Here is a 20,271-nt window from a genome sequence, read left to right on the forward strand (position 1 = left end):
CTCGGGGGGAGGGCGTGGCGGGGCTTCTTCCCCGTGGGCGGGGAGCTCACGTCGGGCCGGCCGGATCGCAAGGAGGGGTTGTATTTCGGCACGGAGCTGTCGCCGGACGACCCTCGCGTGCGCGCCGGCACTCCGCTGCATGGACCCAACCTGTTCCCCCTTGAGCCGGACGGGCTGGGCGGCGCGGTGCTGGCGTACATGGCGGCGCTGACGTCGCTGGGACACACGTTGATGTCCGGCATCGCGCTCAGCCTGGACCTGGAGGCGGACTTCTTCGCCGCTCGGTACATGGCGGATCCGACGGTGCTGTTCCGCATCTTCAACTACCCGCCGGGCCCGGAGGTGGACGCGCAAGGGCTGCCGGTGTGGGGCGTGGGCGAGCACACCGACTACGGCGTGCTCACCATCCTCAAGCAGGACGACGCGGGCGGGCTCCAGGTGAAGACGCGCCAGGACGGGCACACGCGGTGGGTGGACGCGCCGCCGGTGGAGGACGCGTTCGTGTGCAACATCGGCGACATGCTCGACCGGATGACGCGCGGTGTGTACCGCTCCACGCCGCATCGGGTGCTCAACCGCGCCGGCCGTGACCGGCTGTCGCTGCCGTTCTTCTTCGACCCCGACTGGACGGCGGAGATCGCGGCCATCGACTCACCCGCTTTGAAGGACGCGGGCGCGGACGACCACGCGGAGCGGTGGGACCGGCAGAGCGTGCACTCTTTCCGGGGCACGTACGGGGCCTACCTGCTCGGAAAGGTGGGGAAGGTGTTCCCCGACCTGCGCGCGGAAGTGCTGTAGCGCTCGCTCAGGACTGCCGGAGGCGCTGGTCCCTGGCGGTGTCCTGCAGGGACCGCGGCGCGGTCTCCGCGGCGGCCATGTCAGGCGGCCCCGGGTCCTTCATCGCCAGCACCAGGCACTCCCGCAGGCGCTGGCGCGCGCGGAACAGGAGGATGCGGGCGTTCTCCGGCGAGATCTCCAGCAGCGTGGAGACCTCCTCGCCCGGACACTCGTCCAGGAGCCGGAGGCGGATCACCGCCTGCTGCATCTGCGACAACTGCTGTACACAGCGCACCAGGCTCACCCGCGCCTCCGCCTCCGCCACCAGCGTGTCCGCTGAAGGCAGGTCGGAGGCCACCTCGGACAATTCGATCTCGGTCGGCAGCGCCCGGCGCGCCAGCTTGCGCCGCTGATTCAGCGCGGCGTGGGCCACCAGCGTCGACAGAAGGCGCTCGACCTCGCTGGAGCGGGCCGACAGGGTCGTGGCCTCCGGCATCCGCAGGAAGGTGACGAAGGCGTCCTGGACGCAATCGAGCGCGTCCTCGGGAGGCAGACCCCGGCGCCTCGCGCTCGTCACCAGTCGCGCACGGTGCTGGTGGACGAGCAGGGTGATCCAGGAAAGGAACTGGGCGCGCTCGGTGGCGGCGTCCGGGGAGCTGTCATCAGGCATGGCTCCGCCATCCTAACCCCCTTCGGCGAAGGCCGCCGAAGGGGGAAGGCCGGAAGACCCGGATGACGCATGATGACTTGTGCCGTCGCCTAAACCGGGCGATGCGCCCCACGCGCGAGCGCGGTCATCAGCTCCTTCTCGTTGAAGCCCAGCGGCGGCAGGGCGGACTGCCTCCCGTAGACGACCTCTCGGGAGGGGGCCAGCAGCACGGTGCCGCTCGGTTGCAGCTTGCCCCAGAAGATCGGCTCCAGGCCCGCTTCCGCGTGCGTGCCCGTCCCGCTGGTCAGCACCGGCACCGGCACCCCCAGCCAGGTGGCCAGCTCCCGCGCCTCCTCGGGCCCATCCGGGATGACCGAGATCACCTTCGCCTGGTTCGCCGCGATGTCGCCCTGGCGCTTCGCCAGCGTCTTCAAGTGGTTGCGGCACACGGGACAGGCGGCGTTGCGGAGGAAGAACACCACCGCCGCCTCGCCGCCCATGGCCTCGCCCAGCCGCGTGGGCTTGCCTGCCCCGTCCCGCAACTCCAGGTCGGGAAAGCGGGCCCCGGGCTCGAAGGTCGCTGTCACGCGTGGATTCCGTCGATGACCGCCGCTGGGACCAGGTCCACGGGCGGGATGTCGATCTCCGTCTGGGCCAGGTGGTTGAGGTAGTTACCGAAGGTGGTGGCGACGACCTGCGCCAGGATCTCCACCACGTCGCCGTCGGTCCAGCCCGCGGCACGCACCGCCGCCAGCTCCGCGTCCGTCACCGCGCCGCGCCGCGCCGCGATCTGACGGGAGAACTGGAGCGCCGCCTCCACCTTGGCGTCCGGCGCCTTGCCGGAGCGCGCCTGATCCAGCTCCTGATCAGAGAGGCCCGTCTTGCGGCCCAGCTGGGTGTGGTGCGAGACGCAGTAGCGGCAGCCCTGCGCGTTGCCCACCGCGAGCGCGATCTGCTCGCGGACGCGCGGCGTCAGCTGCCCCTGGCCCAGCGTCCCGTGCAGCGCGAAGAAAGCGCTCATCGCCGCGGGCGAATTGGCAAGCACCCGGACCGGCGGAGGCAGGTTGGCGCCCAGCTTCTCCTTGATGGGTTTGAGCGTGGCGTGCGAAGCGTCGACAAGGTTCAGACGGGACATTGAGAACTCCTGAGGCCGCATGATTGCGGCTTGCCAGTCATTAAGGTCGCGACCCCAGGCCGGCGTTACGCCGGACCTGTCGATTCTTCTCCGGGAATCGTAAGTCCATGAAATCACGTGTGATTTCTGGAGAAATAATCATACATAAAATCCCCATAAATCAGGTGCGAAGTGCGCAAGGGAAAATTGAAATGGATGTGATTCTTTGTTGAAACGGATTTCTCGGGGTGGCATTGTCAACTGAATCCAACATTCCATTTTTGGGGAGGGTGAGTCTTGGGGCGACTGAGGATTCATACGATTGAGAGCGCGCCGGAGCAGTCCCGTCCGGTGCTGGCCGCGGTGGAGAAGTCCGCCGGTTTCCGTTCGAACCTGCTGGGGCTCATCGCGGAGTCGCCCGGCGTGACGCAGGCCTTCGCGCAGATGGGGCCGCTGCTGGCCCAGTCCTCCCTGGGCGCCGTGGAGCGCGAGGTGGTCATCATGACCATCGGCTGGGAGAACGACTGTTCGTACTGCATGGCCTTCCACAGCTTCTTGTGTCGCAAGCTCCAGGTTCCGGATGCGCTCGTGGCCGCGCTCCGGTCGGGGACGACGCTGCCGGATCCACGGCTGGAGCTGCTCGCGGAGTTCACCCGGACGGTGGTCCGTGAGAAGGGGACCGTGGGAGACGACCTCTGGAGCAGGTTCACGGCCCAGGGCTTCACGAGCGCCAACGCGCTCGACGTCATCCTGGCCCTCTCCCAGCAGGTGCTGGTGAACTACGCGAACCACCTGGGCGGCGTGGAGCTGGAGCCGGCGCTGAAGGAATTCGCGTGGACCCGCCCGTCCGGGGCGGCGGCGCGCCAGGCGTAGTGCTCGGAGGCCCCGGGCCAGGTCCCAGGGCTTCCTCCCATACATCCGATGTTTCGCGCCCAGGCCCTTCGCGCTGGCGCGCGAGTCCGCGTTCGCGGTGACGGTCTTGTCGTGTCTTGAGTGGCTTCAGGCGCGGGTGGGGTCTGCCTTGCGCTGACGTGGAAACCGGGCCCTTGGGGAAGGGCTGACAGGGGGAAATGCCATGGGTGCGCCGACGAACTCTGATCCTGTGACGGACGCGTCCGTGCTGTCCGCGCTCAGGTCACACCTGCTGGAGGCATTGGCGCGCCGCAACGGCCTGTCGCCAGAGCAGATCGACTCCCGCCGGCCCTTCAGCCACTACGGGCTGGACTCTCTGGGCGCGGTGGCGCTCGGCCGGGCACTGTCGGAGCTGGCCGGACGCGAGGTGTCTCCCACGGTCTTCTGGCGCCACCCCAGCGTGGACGCGCTCTTGCGGCACCTGTCCACGGGTGACGCGGACGCCACGGCTCACGTGGAGGCCGCCGGGCCTTCCGTGGCCCGCGACGAGCCGATCGCGGTGGTGGGCATGGCCTGCCGCCTTCCGGGCGCGGCGGACCTCACCGCGTTCTGGGAGCTGCTGCGCACCGGGCGCGACGCGGTGTCGGAGGTCCCCTCCGGCCGCTGGGCGGACGGGCGGCTGCAGCAGGCGGATCGCGGCGGGGGCAGCGCGCCGGTGCCGCGCCGCGCCGGGTTCCTGCCAGACATCGCGGGGTTCGATCCGCTGTTCTTCGGCATCTCTCCGCGCGAGGCGGCGGAGATGGATCCGCAGCAGCGCCTGTTCCTGGAGCTGGCGTGGGAGGCGCTCGAGGACGCGGGCATCGTCCCGCGCGAGCTGCACGCGACGGCGACGGGCGTGTTCGTCGGCGCCATCTGGCGTGACTACGCGGAGCTGGGCGGCGCGGAGCCGGGGCGCATCACGCCGCACACGGCCACCGGGCAGGCGCTCAACATGATCGCCAACCGGCTGTCGTACGTGCTGGGCCTCCAGGGGCCCAGCCTCGTCCTCGACACGGCGTGCTCGTCGTCACTGGTGGCGGTCCACCTGGCCTGCCAGAGCCTGTGGGCGGGGGAGAGCACCACGGCCATCGTCGGCGGCGTCAGCGTGATGGCCTCGCCGCACACCATGGTGGCGCTTTCCCGCTTCGGTGGCCTGTCGCCGGACGGCGTGTGCAAGGCCTTCGACGCGAGCGCGGACGGCTTCGGGCGCGGAGAGGGCGGGGGCGTGGTGGTCCTCAAGCCACTCTCCGCCGCGCTCGCCGCGGGCGACACCATCCGCTGCGTCATCCGCGCCACGGGCAGCAACAACGATGGGCCGAGCAATGGCCTCACGGCGCCCAACCCGGAGGCCCAGGAGAAGCTGCTGCGGCAGGTCCACGCGCGCTCGGGCGTGGCGCCCGGCGCGGTGGGCTACGTGGAGACGCACGGCACGGGGACGGCGCTGGGAGACCCCATTGAAGCGGGCGCGCTCGGGGCCGTGTTCGCGAAGGCGCGCGGGGAGGGCCCGCCGCTGGTCATTGGCTCGGTGAAGACCAACATCGGCCACCTGGAGGGGGCCGCGGGCATCGCCGGCTTCCTCAAGGCCTGCCTGTGCGTCGAGCAGCGCACGGTGGTGCCCAGCCTCCACTTCACGCGGCCCAACCCGCTCATCCCCTTCGAGGAACTCCGGCTGGAGGTCTCGCGTGAGACCCGCGCGTGGCCGGTGCCGGACGGGTTGGCCGTGGCGGGTGTCAGCGCGTTCGGCTGGGGCGGCACCAACGCCCACGTCGTGCTCCAGGAGGCCCCGCCGTCGCGGCTCACCTGGGTGGGGCTGGCGGCGTCCGGAGCCGAGGCCCTGAAGGCCGAGGCCCGCCGCGCGCTCGACGCCCTGCGGACCGGGGTGCCGCTCGACGCGCTCCACGCGGTGCTGGCGCCGGAGGCTTCCGGCCCGGAGCGGCTCACCGTGTGCGTGCGCACCCGGGGCGAGCTGGTGGCGCGCTTGAGCGGGTTCCTGGACGGCGTGGCGGGGACGGTGACGCTGGGGACGGCGCCTGGCCGGCCTCCGAAGGTGGCCTTCGTCTGCGCTCCGCAGGGCGGCCAGTGGGTGGGCATGGGCCGGCGCATGCTGCTCACGGAGGACGCCTTCCGCGCGGCCTTCGAGCGCGTGGACGCGGCCCTGGCGGTCCACTCCGGCCAGTCGCTCCGGGAGGAGCTGTTCAAGGCGGAGGGCATTGCCCGCTACGACGACGTGGACGTGGTGCAGCCGCTCCTCTTCGCGTTCCAGGTGGCCCTGGCGGAGCAGTGGCGCGCCTGGGGCATCACCCCGGACGTCGTCGTGGGGCACAGCCTGGGGGAGATCGCCGCCGCGCACATCGCGGGCATCCTCGACCTGGAGGAGGCGGCGCTCGTCATCCACCACTACAGCCGCCTGCAGAAGCTGCTGGCGGACCGGGGCGGCATGGCCGTGGTCAACCTGCCGCCCGACGCGCTGACCGGGCTCCTGGAGGCCACGGGCGGGGCGGTGGTGCTGGCCGGCCACAACGGCCCCCGGTCCACCGTGCTGTCGGGAGACCCGGCCGCGCTCGACGCGCTCCTCGCGGAGCTGAAGCGCCGCAAGGAGCTGTGCGCGCGGATCCGCGTGAACGTCGCCGCGCACAGCCCGCAGATCGACGAGATCCTCCCGGAGCTGGAGACGGTGCTCGCCGGGCTCCGTCCGAAGCCCGCGCGCCTGCCGATGATCTCCACCGCGCTGCGGCGGCGGATGGAGGGGCCGGAGGTGGACGGGCGCTACTTCGGCCAGAACCTGCGCACGCCGGTGTGGCTTGCCCCGGTGCTCGCGTCGCTGGTGGCCGACGGCGTGGACGCGCTGGTGGAGCTCAGCCCGCACCCCGTGCTGGTGGGAGCCCTGCAGCAGGCCGCCGAGGGCCGGCAGCCGCCCCCTGTCGTCCTGCCGTCCACCACGCGGGACGAGGACGAGCGGCTGGCCCTGTACGAAGCGCGCGCCACGCTGTTCCGTCTGGGATGCGCGGGGGCGGCTGCCCCCGTCGCCCGCGACTCGCTGGTGCCGCTGTCCGCCCATACCCCGCAGGCGCTCCGGGAGCTGGCGGCGCGCGTGGCCGGGACGCTTCGCCACGCGCCCTGGACGCAGGTGGAGGACGTCGCCGCCACGGCCGCGCTGCGCCGGACGCACCACGCGGAGCGACTGGCGGTGGTCGCGCGCGGAGGGGAGGACCTGGCCCAGGCGCTGGATGCGTTCGCCCGGGGCGAGCCCCATGAGCGGCTGGTGACTCCGGCGCTCGCGAAGGCGCCCTCGGTGGTGTTCGTCTTCCCGGGGCAGGGCTCGCAGTGGCACGGAATGGCCCGGCAGCTCTTGCGCGACGAGCCGGCGTTTCGCGCGGAGCTCGGGCGGTGCGACGCCGCCATCCACGCGCTCACCGGCTGGTCCGTGCTGGAGGAGCTGGAGGCGTCCGAGGCCGCGTCGCGGATGGCCCGGGTGGACGTGGTGCAGCCGGTGCTCTTCGCCGTGGAGGTGGCGTTGGCCGCGCTCTGGCGCTCGTGGGGCGTGCGGCCGAAGGCGGTCATCGGCCACAGCATGGGCGAGGTCGCGGCGGCGTATGTCGCGGGCGCGCTGAACCTGGCGGACGCCGCGCGGATCATCTGCCGCCGCAGTCAGCTGCTCCGCCGGGTGAGCGGGCAGGGCGCCATGCTCGCCGCGGAGCTGACGCTGGACGAGGCCCGGGAGGTCCTGCGCGGCCACGAGGCGCAGGTCGCCGTGGCCGTGAGCAACAGCTCCCGCTCCACCGTGCTGTCGGGCCAGCCACAGGCGCTGGAGGTCATCTCCCAGGCGCTCCAGGCCCGCGGCGTCTTCTGGCGCTGGGTCAAGGTGGATGTCGCCTCCCACAGCCCGCAGATGGACGCGCTGAAGGGCGAGCTGCTGGAGGTGCTGGCGGGCGTGCAGCCCTCGCCGTCGGCGGTGCCCATCCACTCCACGGTCCTGGACGCGGTGACGGACGGCCGCGACTTCGACGCGGGCTACTGGGTGCGCAACCTGCGCGACCCCGTCCTCTTCGCCTCGGCGGTCCGGCGCGCGCGCGAGGCGGGACACGACGTCTTCATCGAGATGAGCCCGCATCCCATCCTGCTGCCCGCCGTGGAGCAGGAGCTGGCGGACGTGGACCAGCCGGGCGAGGTGCTGCCGTCGCTGCGGCGCAACGAGTCCGAGCGCGAGACGCTGCTGCGCTCCGTGGCGGCGCTCTACACGCGAGGCCTGGAGCCTGTCTGGAGCGCCGTCACCCGCGCGGGGCGCCCCGGCGTGCCGCTGCCTTCCTACCCCTGGCAGCGCGAGCGCTTCTGGCTGGACGCGGCGCCCGCGGTCCGTGCTCCCGTCGCCGCCAGCCGTCCGAGCGGTGAGGGGCTCCTGGGCAGCCACTTCCCGTCCGCCTTGGAGCCGCGGCTGCACCACTGGCAGGCCGAGTGGGGCGCGGACGTGTCCGGCTTCCTCGCCGACCACCGCGTGGGCGGTGACGCCGTGGTTCCCGGCGCCGTCTTCCTGTCCATGGCGCTGGGTGCCGCGAAAGAGGCGTTGGGGACCGCGCCCGTGGCGCTGCGGGACATCGCCTTCCCGCAGCCGCTGATATTGGGCTCCGAGCCCGCGCCGCGCGTGCAGACCGTGCTCTCCGTGCGCGACGCGCAGCGCGAGCTCCAGGTGTTCTCCCAGGGCGAGGGCCGCACGTGGGTGCCGCACGCTCGGGCCCTGGTGGACGCGGGGCCCGCGGCGGCGGTGGGCCGGGAGCGGGCGCAGGAGGCGCTGGCGCTCCGGGACTCGCTGCGCGGCTCCGCGGCGATGCTGCTGGACTCCGTGCGGTACTACGAACTGCTGGCGGGCTGCGGGCTGGAGTACCGCGCCGCCTTCCGTGGCGTGGACTGCGTCTGGTCCCGCGAGGCGCAGGCGCTGGGGCGCATCCTTCCGCCCGCGGCCTCCGTGGACCCGGAGCTGGCGCGGGTGGCCTGCATCGACTCCGCGCTCCAGCTCTCCATCGCCACGCTGCCGCCCAGCCTGGTGTTCCGGGGACGGCAGCTCATCAGCGTCGGGGTGGACGGGTTCGCGCTCCACCGCCTCCCGGAAGGGGCCTTCCACGTCCACGCGCAGCGCCGTCCGGGCGGTGAGGGCCCGGTGTTCCTGGTGGACGTGGTGGCGTTCACCGACGCGGGCGAGCCCCTGTTCCACGTCGACGGGCTGAAGGTCCGCGTGCTCGACGTGGCGCGGCCCGCCGTCGCCCGGAATGACGAGGCCCAGCCGGCCGCCGCTCCGCCCCGGACGCTGTTCGACGAGCTGGGCGCGCTGGAGCCCTCGCGGCGGCGGTCCCGCGCCGAGGACGAGCTGCGGCAGGTGGTGGCCACGGTGCTCAAGCTGGCCCCGGCGCGCGTCCCCGTGGACCAGCCGCTGCGCACCCTGGGCATGGACTCCGTCATGTCGCTGGAGCTGCGCAACCGCATCGAGGCGCGCACCGGCATCCGGCTCTCCGCCACCGCGCTCTGGAATCACCCCACGGTGGAGGCGCTGACGGGGTTCGTCCTGAGCCAGGCCTCGTCCGCCCCAGCGGCCCGGTCCACGCCCGCGCGCGTCGTCCCGCCAGCGCCCGTGCCCGCCGCACCCGCCGTTCCCGCCGACGCGGCATTGCCTTCCGACCTGGAGCTCGAGCGGCTGTTGGAGGCCGAGCTCGTCCAGGTCCACCAGCTCATCAAGGAGTCCTGACCATGACGGCCCCACTGCCCACCGCGAATGATCCCACGCTGCTCAAGCGCAGCCTCGACGCGCTGAAGGACCTCCGGGCCCGGTTCGAGGCCCTGGAGTCCCGGGGCCGGGAGCCCATCGCCATCATCGGCCTGGGGTGCCGCATCCCGGGGGGCGGGGAGACCCCGGAGACCCTCTGGAAGATGCTGCGCGGCAAGGTGGACGCCGTCAGCGAGGTGCCCGCGGACCGCTGGGACCTGTCGCGCTACTACGACGCGGACGTGGCCACACCGGGGCGGATGCACATGCGCTACGGCGCGTTCCTGGACGCGCCCGACCGCTTCGACCCTTACTTCTTCGGCATCTCGCCCCGTGAAGCGGAGCAGATGGATCCGCAGCAGCGCCTCTTCCTGGAGGTGGCGTGGCACGCGCTGGAGGACGCGGGCCTGAGCGCGAAGGCGCTCGCGGGCACGGACACCGGCGTCTTCGTGGGCGCCAACGGGAACGACTACCTCCAGCTCCAACTCTCAGAGCCGCAGGTGCTGGGCACGTACTCGCTGGTGGGCGGCACCAACTGCATCATCCCCAACCGGCTGTCGTACCTGCTGGACCTGCGCGGGCCGAGCATGGCCTTCGACACGGCCTGCTCCTCGTCGCTCGTCGCGGTCCACCAGGCCTGCCAGAGCCTGCGCCACGGAGAGAGCTCCACCGCCATCGTGGGCGGGCTCAACCTGCTGCTGTCGCCCGTGGTGTCGGTGGCGCACTCCAAGGGCCTGCCGCTGGCGGCGGATGGGCGCTGCAAGACGTTCGACTCGCGCGCGGATGGCTACGTCCGCGGCGAGGGCTGCGGCGTCGTGGTGCTCAAGCGCCTGTCGGACGCGCTCGCGGCCGGGGACCCGGTGTGGGCCGTCATCCACGGCTCGGCCGTCAACCAGGACGGACTCAGCAACGGCCTCACGGCTCCCAACGGTGGGGCCCAGCGCGCCGTCATCCGCAAGGCGCTGGAGCGCGCGCGGCTCACCGGCTCGGAGGTGGGGCTCGTCGAGGCGCACGGGACGGGCACGTCGTTGGGCGACCCCATCGAAGTGGAGGCCCTCTCCGAAATCTACGGCGCCGCGGAGGGCGAGCGGCGGCCCTGCGCGCTCGGCTCCATCAAGACGAACATCGGGCACCTGGAGGCGGGCGCCGGCATCGTCGGCATCCTCAAGGTCGCGCTGTCGCTCAAGCACGGCGTCATCCCGGCGAACCTGCACTTCCAGGCGCTCAACCCGCACATCTCGCTGGATGGCACGCGCCTCTACGTGCCCACGGAGTCGACGCCGTGGACGGATCCGGCGGAGCGCCGGTATGGCGCGGTCAGCTCGTTCGGCGCGGGCGGCACCAACGCGCACGTCGTGCTGGGCACCCTGGAGTCCGCGCGCCCCGAGGCCGCTGCACGGCCCTCCGTGTCTGGCGTGGAGCGCTCCCACCTGCTGGTGCTCTCCGCCCGCAGCCGCAAGGCGCTGTCGAACGTGGCCCGGCGTCTGGCGGACCACCTGACGAGCGGCGCCGGCCAGCATGAAACGCTGGAGGACGTCTGCGCCACGGCCGCGCTGCGCCGGACGCACCACGACCACCGGGTGGGGCTCGTCGTCCGCACCCGCGAGGACGCACTCCAGCAACTGCGCGCGCTCCAGCAGGACGTCCGGCCTCCGGGCGCATGGACGGGCACCGCCGGAAGGCCGGGGCGCCCGGTGTTCCTCTTCCCCGCGGAGCCCCGGTTGTCAGGGGCCCGGCTCGCGGCGCTGGGCCGCGACTGTCCGGTGTTCGCCCAGGCCCTGGAGCGCTGTCGCGGCGCGCTCCAGTTGGGGCAGGGCGCGGACGGGGTGGGTGAGCACTTCGCCGTGCAGGTGGCGCTCGCCGAGCTGTGGCGCTCGTGGGGCGTCGAGCCGGCCGCGGTGCTCGGGCAGGGAGTGGGGGAGATCGCCGCGGCCCACGTCGCGGGGGCGCTGTCGCTGGAGGACGCCGCGCGCGTCGCCCGTGAGTGCGGAGCCCTGCTGGCGAAGGGAGACGCGGCGGCTGGAGCGCTGAGCGCGGCGCTGGCGGGACTGACGCCCCGGCCCACGGCGGTGCCCCTGTCCTCGGCGGACGGGACGGTGCTGGACGGCGAGTCCCTGGGCGCCGGTGCCTGGACGCGGTGCCTGCGCCGGCCCGCGCAGGTGTCGCCGGGCATCGAGGAGTCGCTGCGCGCTGGCCACGTGCTCTTCGTGGAGCTGGGCGCGGAGCCGGTGCTCACCGCGCCGGTGGAGGAGGCCGCCGCGCGCCAGGGACTGACGGACGTGCTGGCGGTGTCCTGTCTCCGTGGGAGCCAGGATGCGCTGGGGGCGCTGCTGACGTCCGTGGCGGCGCTCCACGCGGCGGGTCTGGGCCTGCTCCTGGAGCGGCTGCTCGCGCCCCACGGGCACTTCCTCCGCCTGCCGACCTATCCCTTCGAGCGCGAGTCCTTCTGGTTCAAGGAGCGGCCCGTCACGATGCTCGCGTCGGTGCGCTCCACCAGCCTGGAGCTGCCCCGCGCGGCGGTGCGTGACACGCCCCCGGAACCCGTCCGGCGTCCCACGGAAGTCCGCGCCCCGGCCTCGCCGCAGCTGGCTGGCTGGGCGGAGCTGCCGGAGCGCGAGCGCGCCACGAAGCTGCGGAGCCTGGTGCACGCGGAGGTGGCGCGCATCCTGAAGTTCGACGCCGCCCGGCTCGACCCCAAGGGTGGCTTCTTCCAGATGGGCATGGACTCCGTGATGGCCGGACAGCTGCGCAACCGGCTGGAGCAGCAGCTGGGGCGCAAGTTCGCCGTGACCGTCATCTTCGAGAACCCCACCGTGGAGCGGCTGTCCCGGCAGCTGGGCACGTTCGTCACGCCACCCCCGGCACCCGCCACCCCGCCGCGTGAGCCGCAGCCCCTGGCGTCCCAGGGCCTGTCCCCGGCGACGGGAGGCGGCACTGACAGCATCGCCGACCTCCTGGCGCGGGAACTCGAAGAGACCTCCTCCATCTCCAGCAAGGACCTGTCATGAGCACCCCGCCGGTTTCCACCGAAGCGTCCAACCGCGACGAACTGCTCCAGCGTGCCCTGGAGCGCATCCGTGAGTTCCGCGGGAAGCTCGACGCCGTCGAGTCCCAGCGCTCGGAGCCCATCGCCGTGGTCGGCATGTCCTGCCGCCTGCCGGGCGGCAATGACGACCCCTCCACGCTGTGGCGCTTCCTGCGCTCCGGAGGCGACGGCATCCGCACCTTCCCCCAGGAGCGCGGCGCCGCGGCGACCCCGGACGGACAGCTCTTCAAGGGCGGGTTCCTGGATCAGGTCGACCGGTTCGACGCGGGCGTGTTCGGCATCTCCCCGCGCGAGGCCGCGACGTTGGATCCCCAGCAGCGCCTGTTCCTGGAGGTGAGCTGGGAGGCCCTGGAGAACGCGGCGCAGCCCTTCGACAAGCTCGAGGGGAGCATGGCCGGCGTGTTCGTGGGCATCACCAACTACGACTACTGCCAGAAGCTGATGCAGGAGACGCCCATTGATCAGCTGGACGCCTACTGCCTCACCAGCAACGCGTCCACGTTCGCGGCCGGGCGCCTGTCGTACTGGCTGGGCCTGCGCGGTCCCAGCCTGTCCGTGGACACGGCCTGTTCATCTTCCGCCGTCGCCCTGCACCAGGCATGTCAAAGCTTGCGCGCGGGGGAGTGTTCGCTAGCACTGGCGGGCGGCGTCAACGTGCTGCTGTCGCCGGAGTGGTTCGTGGTGCTGTCGCGCGCGGGCATGCTGTCGCCGGACGGCTACTGCAAGACGTTCGACCGCGACGCCAACGGCTACACCCGCGGCGAGGGCTGTGTCGTCTTCGTGCTCAAGCGCCTGTCGGACGCGGTGGCGGCGAAGGACCACATCCACGCGCTGATCCGGGGCTCGTGCGTCAACCAGGATGGCCGCAGCGGCGGGCTCACGGTGCCCAACCCCGCGGCGCAGCAGGACGTCATCCGCGGTGCGCTCAAGGCCGCGCGCGTGGGGGCGGACCGCGTCAGCTATGTGGAGACGCATGGCACGGGGACGCCGCTCGGCGACCCGATAGAGGTCCGCGCGCTGGGCGCGGCGCTGGGCGAGGGTCGCGCGGAAGGCGACCGCATCCACATCGGGTCCATCAAGGCCAACATCGGGCACCTGGAGCCGGCGGCGGGGGCCGCGGGCCTCATGAAGGTCATCCTCGCGCTCCAGAACGAGGAGCTGCCGCCCCAGGTCCAGTTCCGGGAGCTGAACCCGGAGATCGACCTGGAGGCGCTGCCGGTGGCCATCTCCACCCGGCCGGAGGCGTGGCCGCGCGCGGAGCGTCCGCGCATCGCGGGGGTGAGCTCGTTCGGTGCGAGCGGCACCAATGCCCACCTGGTGGTGGAGGAGGCCCCGGCCGTGGTGCGCCCGGCGCGGGCCTTCGAGCCCGGCACGCAGCTCTTCACCCTGTCCGCGCGCAGTCCGGCGGTGCTGGCGCGGCTGGCGGGCCGGCACGCGTTGCATCTGGCGGCGAAGCGCGACCTGCTCCTGGAAGACGTGTGCTTCAGCGTGAACACCGGCCGGGCCCGGTTCGCGGAGCGCGTGGCGCTGCCCGTGGACGACCTGGAGTCGCTCCAGCACGCGCTGTCCGCCATCGCGGCGGGGGAGCTGCCGGCGGGTGCGTCCCTGGGCCGCGCGCAGGTGGGGCAGGGGCCGAAGGTGGCCTTCCTCTTCACCGGCCAGGGCAGCCAGTTCCCGGGCATGGCGGTGGAGCTGCACGCCTCGCAGCCGGTGTTCCGGCAGGCGTTGGACCGCTGCGCGGAGGCGCTGAAGTCCCACTGGGACGTGCCGCTGCTCACGCTCCTGCGCGGGGAGGGCTTCACGGCGGGGCTGTTGGATCAGACCCGCTACACCCAGGCCGCGCTCTTCTCCGTGGAGTACGCGCTCGCCATGCTCTGGCGCAGCTGGGGCGTCGTGCCTGCCGCGGTGCTGGGCCACAGCGTGGGTGAGTACGTCGCGGCCTGCGTCGCGGGCGTCTTCGAGCCCGAGGCGGCCGTGGCGCTGCTCGCCGTGCGCGGCGCGCTCATGCAGGCGCTCCCGGCGGCGGGCGCGATGGCGTCCGTCTTCGCCAGCGAGGCCGAGGTGCGGGCGGCGTTGGAGGGGAAGGCCGACCGCGTGTCCGTGGCCGCGGTGAACGCGCCGGACAACATCGTCATCTCCGGCCAGGTGGACGCCGTGGAGCAGGTGCTCCAGGCGCTGATGGCGCAGGGTCACAAGCACAAGCGCATCAACGTCTCGCAGGCGTTCCACTCGCCGCTGCTGGATCCGATGCTGGACGCGCTGGAGCAGGCCGCGTCCGGGCTCACGTTCCATGAGCCGTCCCTCCCGCTCATCTCCAATCTGACGGGCCGGCCCGTGGACGCCGGCACGCTGGGGCCGCGCTACTTCCGCGACCACGCCCGCGAGGCCGTGCGCTTCCAGGCCAGCATGGAGTGGCTGTTCGAGAACGGCTTCGACACCTTCGTGGAGGTGGGCCCCGCGCCCCACCTCATCGGCATGGTGAAGCGCTACGCGCCCGCGGGGGACCGCGCCTTCCTGCCCTCGATGCGCAAGGGGCTGTCCGCGCAGCGCTCCATGCTGGAGAGCGCGGGCGCCCTGTACACACGTGGCGCCGACCTGGAGTGGGACCACCTGCACGCGGGCCTCGAGCCGCGGCGGGTCCCGCTGCCGACGTACACCTTCGACCGGAAGCGGTACTGGTACGCCGCCCCCGCGCCCGGTACCGCGGCCCGGTCCTCGGCCCCGGTGCGGGAGGAGACCGCCTCGACGACGCTGCTGGGGAACCGGCTGCCGTCGCCGCTGCCCGCGGCGCAGTTCCGCGTGCGGTACGACGCGGCCCAGCACCCGTGCCTGGCGGACTGCCGGATGGGCGGGATGCGGGTGGTGAACGTGGGCGTCTTCCTGGAGGCCGCGCTCCAGTCCTGGCACGCGCTGACGCCGGGCGCCGGAGCCTGCCGCGTGGAGGGCCTGTCGGTCCGGCGCGGGCTCCTCATGGACGACGACGAGACGCGCGTCGCGCACCTGGTGGTGGAGCCACCGGACGCGAAGGGCGAGCGTGGCTTCGCGCTCCACAGCCTGCCGCCGGGGGCCTCGGAGGACTCCAGCGCCTGGGCGGTGCACGTGGAGGGACGGCTCGCGGAGGCCCAGGAGGAGAAGGGCCTGGAGTCCGCGGACGCCATCCTCGCGCGCTGCACGCGGACGCTGGACGGCGCGGAGTTCTACGCGCGGATGGAGAAGCGCCAGCTGGTGCTCGGGCACTCGGCGCGGTGGATTGAGCAGGTCCGCTTCCGCGAGGGCGAGGCGCTCGCGACGATGCGCGCGCCCGACGCGAAGGAGGCGGAGGGCTACCGCGTCCATCCGGGCCTGGTGGACGCGCTCTTCCAGGCGGTCTTCGCGTGCCTGCCGGGCGACGTGCCCGAGGACGCCATCTACATGATCGTCGAGGTCGCCCGCTTCGTCGTCGGTCCCGCCACTCCGGCGACCGCGACCCGGGCCCACGTGCGGCTGCGCCCCTGGAAGGATGGGGACACGACGATTGTCGCGGACGTGGACGTGGCGGACGCGCAGGGCCGCGTCTTCCTGCGCGCCGAAGGAGCGCTGCTCAAGCGCACGACGGTCCAGGCGCTCCAGAAGGTGACGCGCGCGGAAGTCACGCCGTCGGCGAGCGCCGCGCGCCCTGCTTCGTCGGGCCTGCGGGACGTGCTCGCGCGCCTGCCGGTGGCGCAGCGCACGCCCCGGCTCGTGGAGTGGCTGCGTTCCCAGGTCGCCGTCATCCTGCGCGCGTCCGCCGCGGACGTGGACGTGGACGCGCCGCTGGCGCACGCGGGCTTCGACTCGCTGATGGCGCTGGAACTCAAGAGCGCGGTCGCCAACGAGCTGAACGTGGCGTTGTCGCTCGGCGGGCTCCTGGCGGGCGCGAGCCTCAAGGCCCTTTGCTCGGAGATCCTCGGTCAGCTGTCGCTGGAGGCGCCTCCCGCGAGCAGCGCGGCGGAGCCGGCGCGGACCGCGAGCGCGGAGCCGGCCCCGGTGGAGGTGCTCGTGCATGACGGGGAAGGGCGCCACCAGCCCATCGGCATGACGGACCTCCAGCAGGCGTACCTGCTGGGCCGCACCCGCTCCTTCGAGCTGGGCGGCGTGTCCACCTACTTCTTCCTGGAGGTGGACCTGCTGGGCGTGGACCTGGAGCGGCTGGGCTCGAGCCTGGACGTCGTCATCCAGCGCCACGACATGCTGCGCGCGGTGGTGACGCCGGACGGGCAGCAGCGGGTGCTGCCCACGGTGCCGTCCTTCGTCATCCGCACGGTGGACCTGCGGGGCCAGGACGCGTCCCAGGTCGAGCGCGCGCTCGCGGCGCTGCGCACGGAGATGGCCACCCAGGTCTTCCAGACGGACCGCTTCCCGCTGTTCGACGTCCGGGCCACGCGGCTGGATGGCGAGCGCACGCGGCTGCACCTGGGCTTCGACGCCCTGGTGGTGGATGCGTGGAGCACGTCGCTGCTCTTCAAGGAATGGTCCGCCGTGTACCGCGAGGGCGCCGGGGCGCTGCGGCCCATCGACATCACCTTCCGCGACTACGTGCTGGGCGTGCAGGCGCTGGAGTCTGGCCCCGCGTACGCCGCCGCGGAGAAGTACTGGCTCGATCGCGTCCCCAAGCTGCCGCCCGCGCCGGAGCTCCCCATGGCCCGCCACCCGGGCACGCTGGAGCTGCCGCGCTTCACGCACCGCTCGTTCCGGCTGCCCAAGGCGCAGTGGGCGCGCTTCAAGGAGCTGGCGCGCGAGGCGGGCGTCACGCCCTCCATGGTGATGTGCGCGGCCTACTCGGAGGTCCTGGCCACCTGGGGCCGCAGCCGCGCCTTCACGCTCAACGTGCTGTTCTTCAACCGCGTGCCGCTGCACCCGCATGTGGACCGGGTGCTCGGCAACTTCAGCGCCACCACGCTGCTGGAGGTGCAGGTGGAGCGCGCGGAGTCCATCGCCTCGCGGGCGCAGCGGCTCCAGCAGCAGCTGTGGAACGACCTGGACCACGCGTCGTTCAGCGGCGTGCGCGTGCTGCGTGAGCTCAACCGCCGCGACGGCGACATGCGGCGCGCCCGCATGCCCGTCGTCTACGCGAGCACCATCAACTTCCACTCGCGCGAAGGCGACGCCGCTCCGGCCGGCCTGGCCCAGCACCTGCTCACCATGGGCACGGGCGGCGAGGAGATCCACAGCAGCATCCGCACGCCCCAGGTGTTCCTGGATCACCAGGTGGTGGAGGACGGCGGTGGACTCGTCCTCAACTGGGACGTGGTGGAGGAGCTGTTCCCGGCGGGGATGATCGACGCCATGTTCCAGGCCTACTCGGGCCTGGTGACGCGGCTGGCGGCGGAGCCCGCCGCATGGACGGAGCGCACCCGGCTGCTGGTGCCTCCGGAGCAGCTGGACGTCCGCCGGGAGGCCAACGCGACGGCCGCACCCGTGGCGCAGGGCCTGATGCACGAGCCGTTCGTGAGGGCCGCCGCGCTCCAGCCGGACCAGCCCGCGGTCTTCACCTCGCGCCGCACGCTCACCTATGGCGAACTGGACGCCGCCTCCAACCGCGTCGCGCACTGGCTGCGCGAGCAGGGGGCCCGACCCAACGCGCTCGTGGCCCTGGTGATGGAGAAGGGCTGGGAGCAGGTCGTCGCCGCGCTAGGCGTCCTCAAGTCCGGCGCCGCGTATGTGCCCATTGACTCGCACCTGCCTCCGGCGCGCCTGCGCTACCTCCTGGAGAACACGGGAGCCCGGCAGGTGCTCACCCAGTCCTGGCTCAAGCTGGAGCTTTCGGGCGTGGACCCCAGCGCGGTGCTGGCCATCGACGGGCCGGAGGCGCAGCGGCCGTCCGCGGACGCGCTGCCGAGCGTGCAGCGTCCGGACGACCTGGCCTACGTCATCTACACGTCCGGCTCCACGGGGCACCCCAAGGGCGTGATGATTGAACACCGGTCGGCGCTCAACACGCTGCTGGACGTCAACACGCGCTACGGCGTCGGCGCGGACAGCCGGGGCTTCGCGCTGTCCGCGATGAACTTCGACCTGTCGGTGTGGGACGTCTTCGGCCTGCTGGCCGCGGGTGGCGCGCTGGTCATCCCGGAGCCCGGCGAGCTGCGCGAGCCCGGCCGCTGGCTCCACCTGGTGCGCGAGCACCGCGTGACGGTGTGGAACAGCGTCCCGGCGCTGATGGAGATGATGGCCGACCACCTGGCGGGCCTGGGCGAGACGTGGCCCCAGCTGAAGACGGTGATGATGAGCGGCGACTGGATCCCGGTGTCGCTGCCGGAGCGCATCCACGCCGTGGCGCCGAATGCCGCCGTCTACAGCATGGGCGGCGCCACCGAGGCGGCCATCTGGTCCATCGTGTACCCCATTGGCGACGTGGACCCCGCCTGGCCCAGCATCCCCTACGGCAAGGCGATGCTGAACCAGCAGATGCTGGTGCTCGACGACGCGCTGATGCCGTGCCCCACCTGGGTGCCGGGGCAGATCTTCATCGGCGGAGTGGGCGTCGCGCGCGGCTACTGGCGGGACGAGGAGAAGACCCGCGGAAGCTTCATCCGCCACCCGCTGACGGGCGAGCGGCTGTACCGCACGGGAGACCTGGGCCGCTTCCTGCCGTCCGGCGACATCGAGTTCCTGGGCCGCGAGGACTTCCAGGTCAAGGTCCAGGGCTTCCGCATCGAGCTGGGCGAGATTGAAAACGCGCTGCTCCAGCACCCGGGCGTGCGCGCCGCCGTCGCGTCCGCCGTGGGAGAGAAGCGGGGCAACAAGCGGCTCGTGGCCTACGTGGTGCTGGACGCGGAGGCGCCCCCGGCGCTGGACGCGCTGCGCGAGGCGCTGCGGACGAAGCTGCCGGAGTACATGGTGCCGCAGACCTTCGTGACGCTGGACTCGCTGCCGCTCAGCGCGAACGGGAAGGTGGACCGCGGCGCGCTGCCGGCCCTGGAGGGCACGCAGCAGCCGAAGCAGACCGGCGTCAAGGTGCCGCCGCGCACCGGGCTGGAGAAGACGCTGGCCGGCCTCTGGGAAGGGCTCTTGCCGGGGCCCGTGGGCGTCCACGACAACTTCTTCGAGGTGGGCGGCAACTCGCTGCTCGCGGTGCGGCTGATGGCGCGGCTGCGCCAGGAGCTGGGCCGGGAGCTGCCGCTGGCGACCCTCTTCGAGATGCCCACCATCGCGCTGCTCGCCGAGTCCCTGGCCGGGCCGGAGGCGCCGCGGCGCGAGGGGCGTGGCGCGCTGGTGCCCATCCAGCCCGCGGGCACGCGGCCTCCGCTCTTCCTCGTGCACCCGGTGGGAGGCAGCGTCCTCTGCTACGCGGAGCTGGCGCGGAAGCTGGGGACGGATCAGCCCGTCTTCGGGATCCAGGTGCCGCCCGGCGCGCCGGCCCGGTCCATCGAGGCCATGGCCGCCGCGTACCTGGAGGCGCTGCGCGACGTGCAGCCGCGCGGCCCGTATCACCTGGGCGGGTGGTCCATGGGCGGCGTCGTCGCCTACGAGATGGCGCGCCAGCTCCAGGCGGCGGGGGACACCGTCTCCACGCTCGCGCTCATCGACGTGCTCGTCCCGCCAGCGGGGCAGGGCGGGGACGCCATGGACGAGGCGGCGCTGATGGCGCGCTTCGCCGAGGACCTGGGCGCCCTGTCGGCCCGCCGCGTCTCGGTGGATGCCGGCGCGCTGCGGGCCCTGCCCGCGGACGCGGTGCTGGAGCGCGTGGTGGAGGACCTGCGGGCGCAGGAGGCCATCGCTCCGGAGCTCGACCGCGCGACGCTGGGGGCGCACGCGGAGGTGTTCAAGGCGAACATGCGCGCCCTCACCGCGTACCAGGCCCGGCCCTACGCCGGCCGCGTCTGGTTCTGCCGGGGCGCGCAGCCCGGAGGCGCCTCGCGGCAGAACGCGGAGGCGTGGCTGCGGCTCACCTCGGGCGGCCAGCTCGTGGAGCTGGAAGGCAATCACTACACCCTGTTCAGCCACGGGCTCGACGCGCTCGTGGGCTCGCTGTCGTCCGCCCTGCGCGCCTGAGCCAGGGCTTCTGCTTCGTTCATCTCGTT

The 20,271-nt window shown here is 72.8% G+C and carries 8 protein-coding genes; 5 read left to right on the forward strand and 3 right to left on the reverse strand.

Annotated features, from left to right (window positions below; all coding sequences use genetic code 11):
- On the forward strand, positions 1 to 798 hold a 798-nt coding region (locus D7Y15_RS14005), incomplete at its 5' end, for an isopenicillin N synthase family oxygenase (protein WP_148712763.1).
- 7 nt (positions 799 to 805) lie between these two features.
- Here D7Y15_RS14005 and D7Y15_RS14010 read toward each other — a convergent pair.
- The 3 genes from D7Y15_RS14010 to D7Y15_RS14020 form a co-directional block, all read right to left on the reverse strand.
- Entirely contained in the window at positions 806 to 1,447 is a 642-nt protein-coding gene (locus tag D7Y15_RS14010; RefSeq protein WP_121752895.1) for an RNA polymerase sigma factor, read from the reverse strand.
- Positions 1,448 to 1,536: 89 nt separating this feature from the next.
- Positions 1,537 to 2,013: a redoxin domain-containing protein gene (locus D7Y15_RS14015; protein ID WP_121752896.1), complete on the reverse strand. Its 477-nt coding sequence runs from the start codon at positions 2,011 to 2,013 to the stop codon at positions 1,537 to 1,539.
- Positions 2,010 to 2,561 carry a carboxymuconolactone decarboxylase family protein gene (locus tag D7Y15_RS14020; protein ID WP_120553475.1) on the reverse strand — a complete coding sequence of 184 codons (552 nt, stop codon included), beginning with the start codon at positions 2,559 to 2,561 and terminating at the stop codon, positions 2,010 to 2,012. Before D7Y15_RS14020 ends, D7Y15_RS14015 begins: the two co-directional genes overlap by 4 nt.
- A 276-nt stretch (positions 2,562 to 2,837) precedes the next feature.
- On the opposite strand from D7Y15_RS14020, the gene D7Y15_RS14025 reads away from it, so the two are divergent.
- The 4 genes from D7Y15_RS14025 to D7Y15_RS14040 all read left to right on the forward strand — a co-directional run bounded on the left by D7Y15_RS14025 (position 2,838) and on the right by D7Y15_RS14040 (position 20,242).
- Complete coding sequence (locus D7Y15_RS14025) at positions 2,838 to 3,413, forward strand: carboxymuconolactone decarboxylase family protein (RefSeq protein WP_126933717.1); 576 nt, start codon at positions 2,838 to 2,840, stop codon at positions 3,411 to 3,413.
- Between the two features lie 202 nt (positions 3,414 to 3,615).
- On the forward strand, positions 3,616 to 9,165 hold the full coding sequence (locus D7Y15_RS14030) for a type I polyketide synthase (protein ID WP_121752897.1): 5,550 nt from the start codon (positions 3,616 to 3,618) through the stop codon (positions 9,163 to 9,165).
- 2 nt (positions 9,166 to 9,167) lie between these two features.
- Positions 9,168 to 12,191 carry a type I polyketide synthase gene (locus D7Y15_RS14035; RefSeq protein ID WP_121752898.1) on the forward strand — a complete coding sequence of 1,008 codons (3,024 nt, stop codon included), beginning with the start codon at positions 9,168 to 9,170 and terminating at the stop codon, positions 12,189 to 12,191.
- Positions 12,188 to 20,242 (forward strand): non-ribosomal peptide synthetase/type I polyketide synthase, encoded by an 8,055-nt coding sequence (locus D7Y15_RS14040; RefSeq protein WP_121752899.1) that lies wholly within the window; start codon positions 12,188 to 12,190, stop codon positions 20,240 to 20,242. Before D7Y15_RS14035 ends, D7Y15_RS14040 begins: the two co-directional genes overlap by 4 nt.
- Positions 20,243 to 20,271 lie beyond the last annotated feature (29 nt).

Origin of the sequence: Corallococcus sp. AB030, assembly GCF_003668965.1 — a bacterium.
In the GTDB taxonomy this organism is placed as follows: Bacteria; Myxococcota; Myxococcia; order Myxococcales; family Myxococcaceae; genus Corallococcus; species Corallococcus exiguus.

Bases quoted from the DNA above. Each gene is read 5' to 3' on its own strand.
- D7Y15_RS14010 (WP_121752895.1), bottom strand. From the start codon at position 1,447: ATGCCTGATGACAGCTCCCCGGACGCCGCCACCGAGCGCGCCCAGTTC.
- D7Y15_RS14020 (WP_120553475.1), bottom strand. From the start codon at position 2,561: ATGTCCCGTCTGAACCTTGTCGACGCTTCGCACGCCACGCTCAAACCC.
- D7Y15_RS14030 (WP_121752897.1), top strand. From the start codon at position 3,616: ATGGGTGCGCCGACGAACTCTGATCCTGTGACGGACGCGTCCGTGCTG.
- D7Y15_RS14035 (WP_121752898.1), top strand. From the start codon at position 9,168: ATGACGGCCCCACTGCCCACCGCGAATGATCCCACGCTGCTCAAGCGC.
- D7Y15_RS14040 (WP_121752899.1), top strand. From the start codon at position 12,188: ATGAGCACCCCGCCGGTTTCCACCGAAGCGTCCAACCGCGACGAACTG.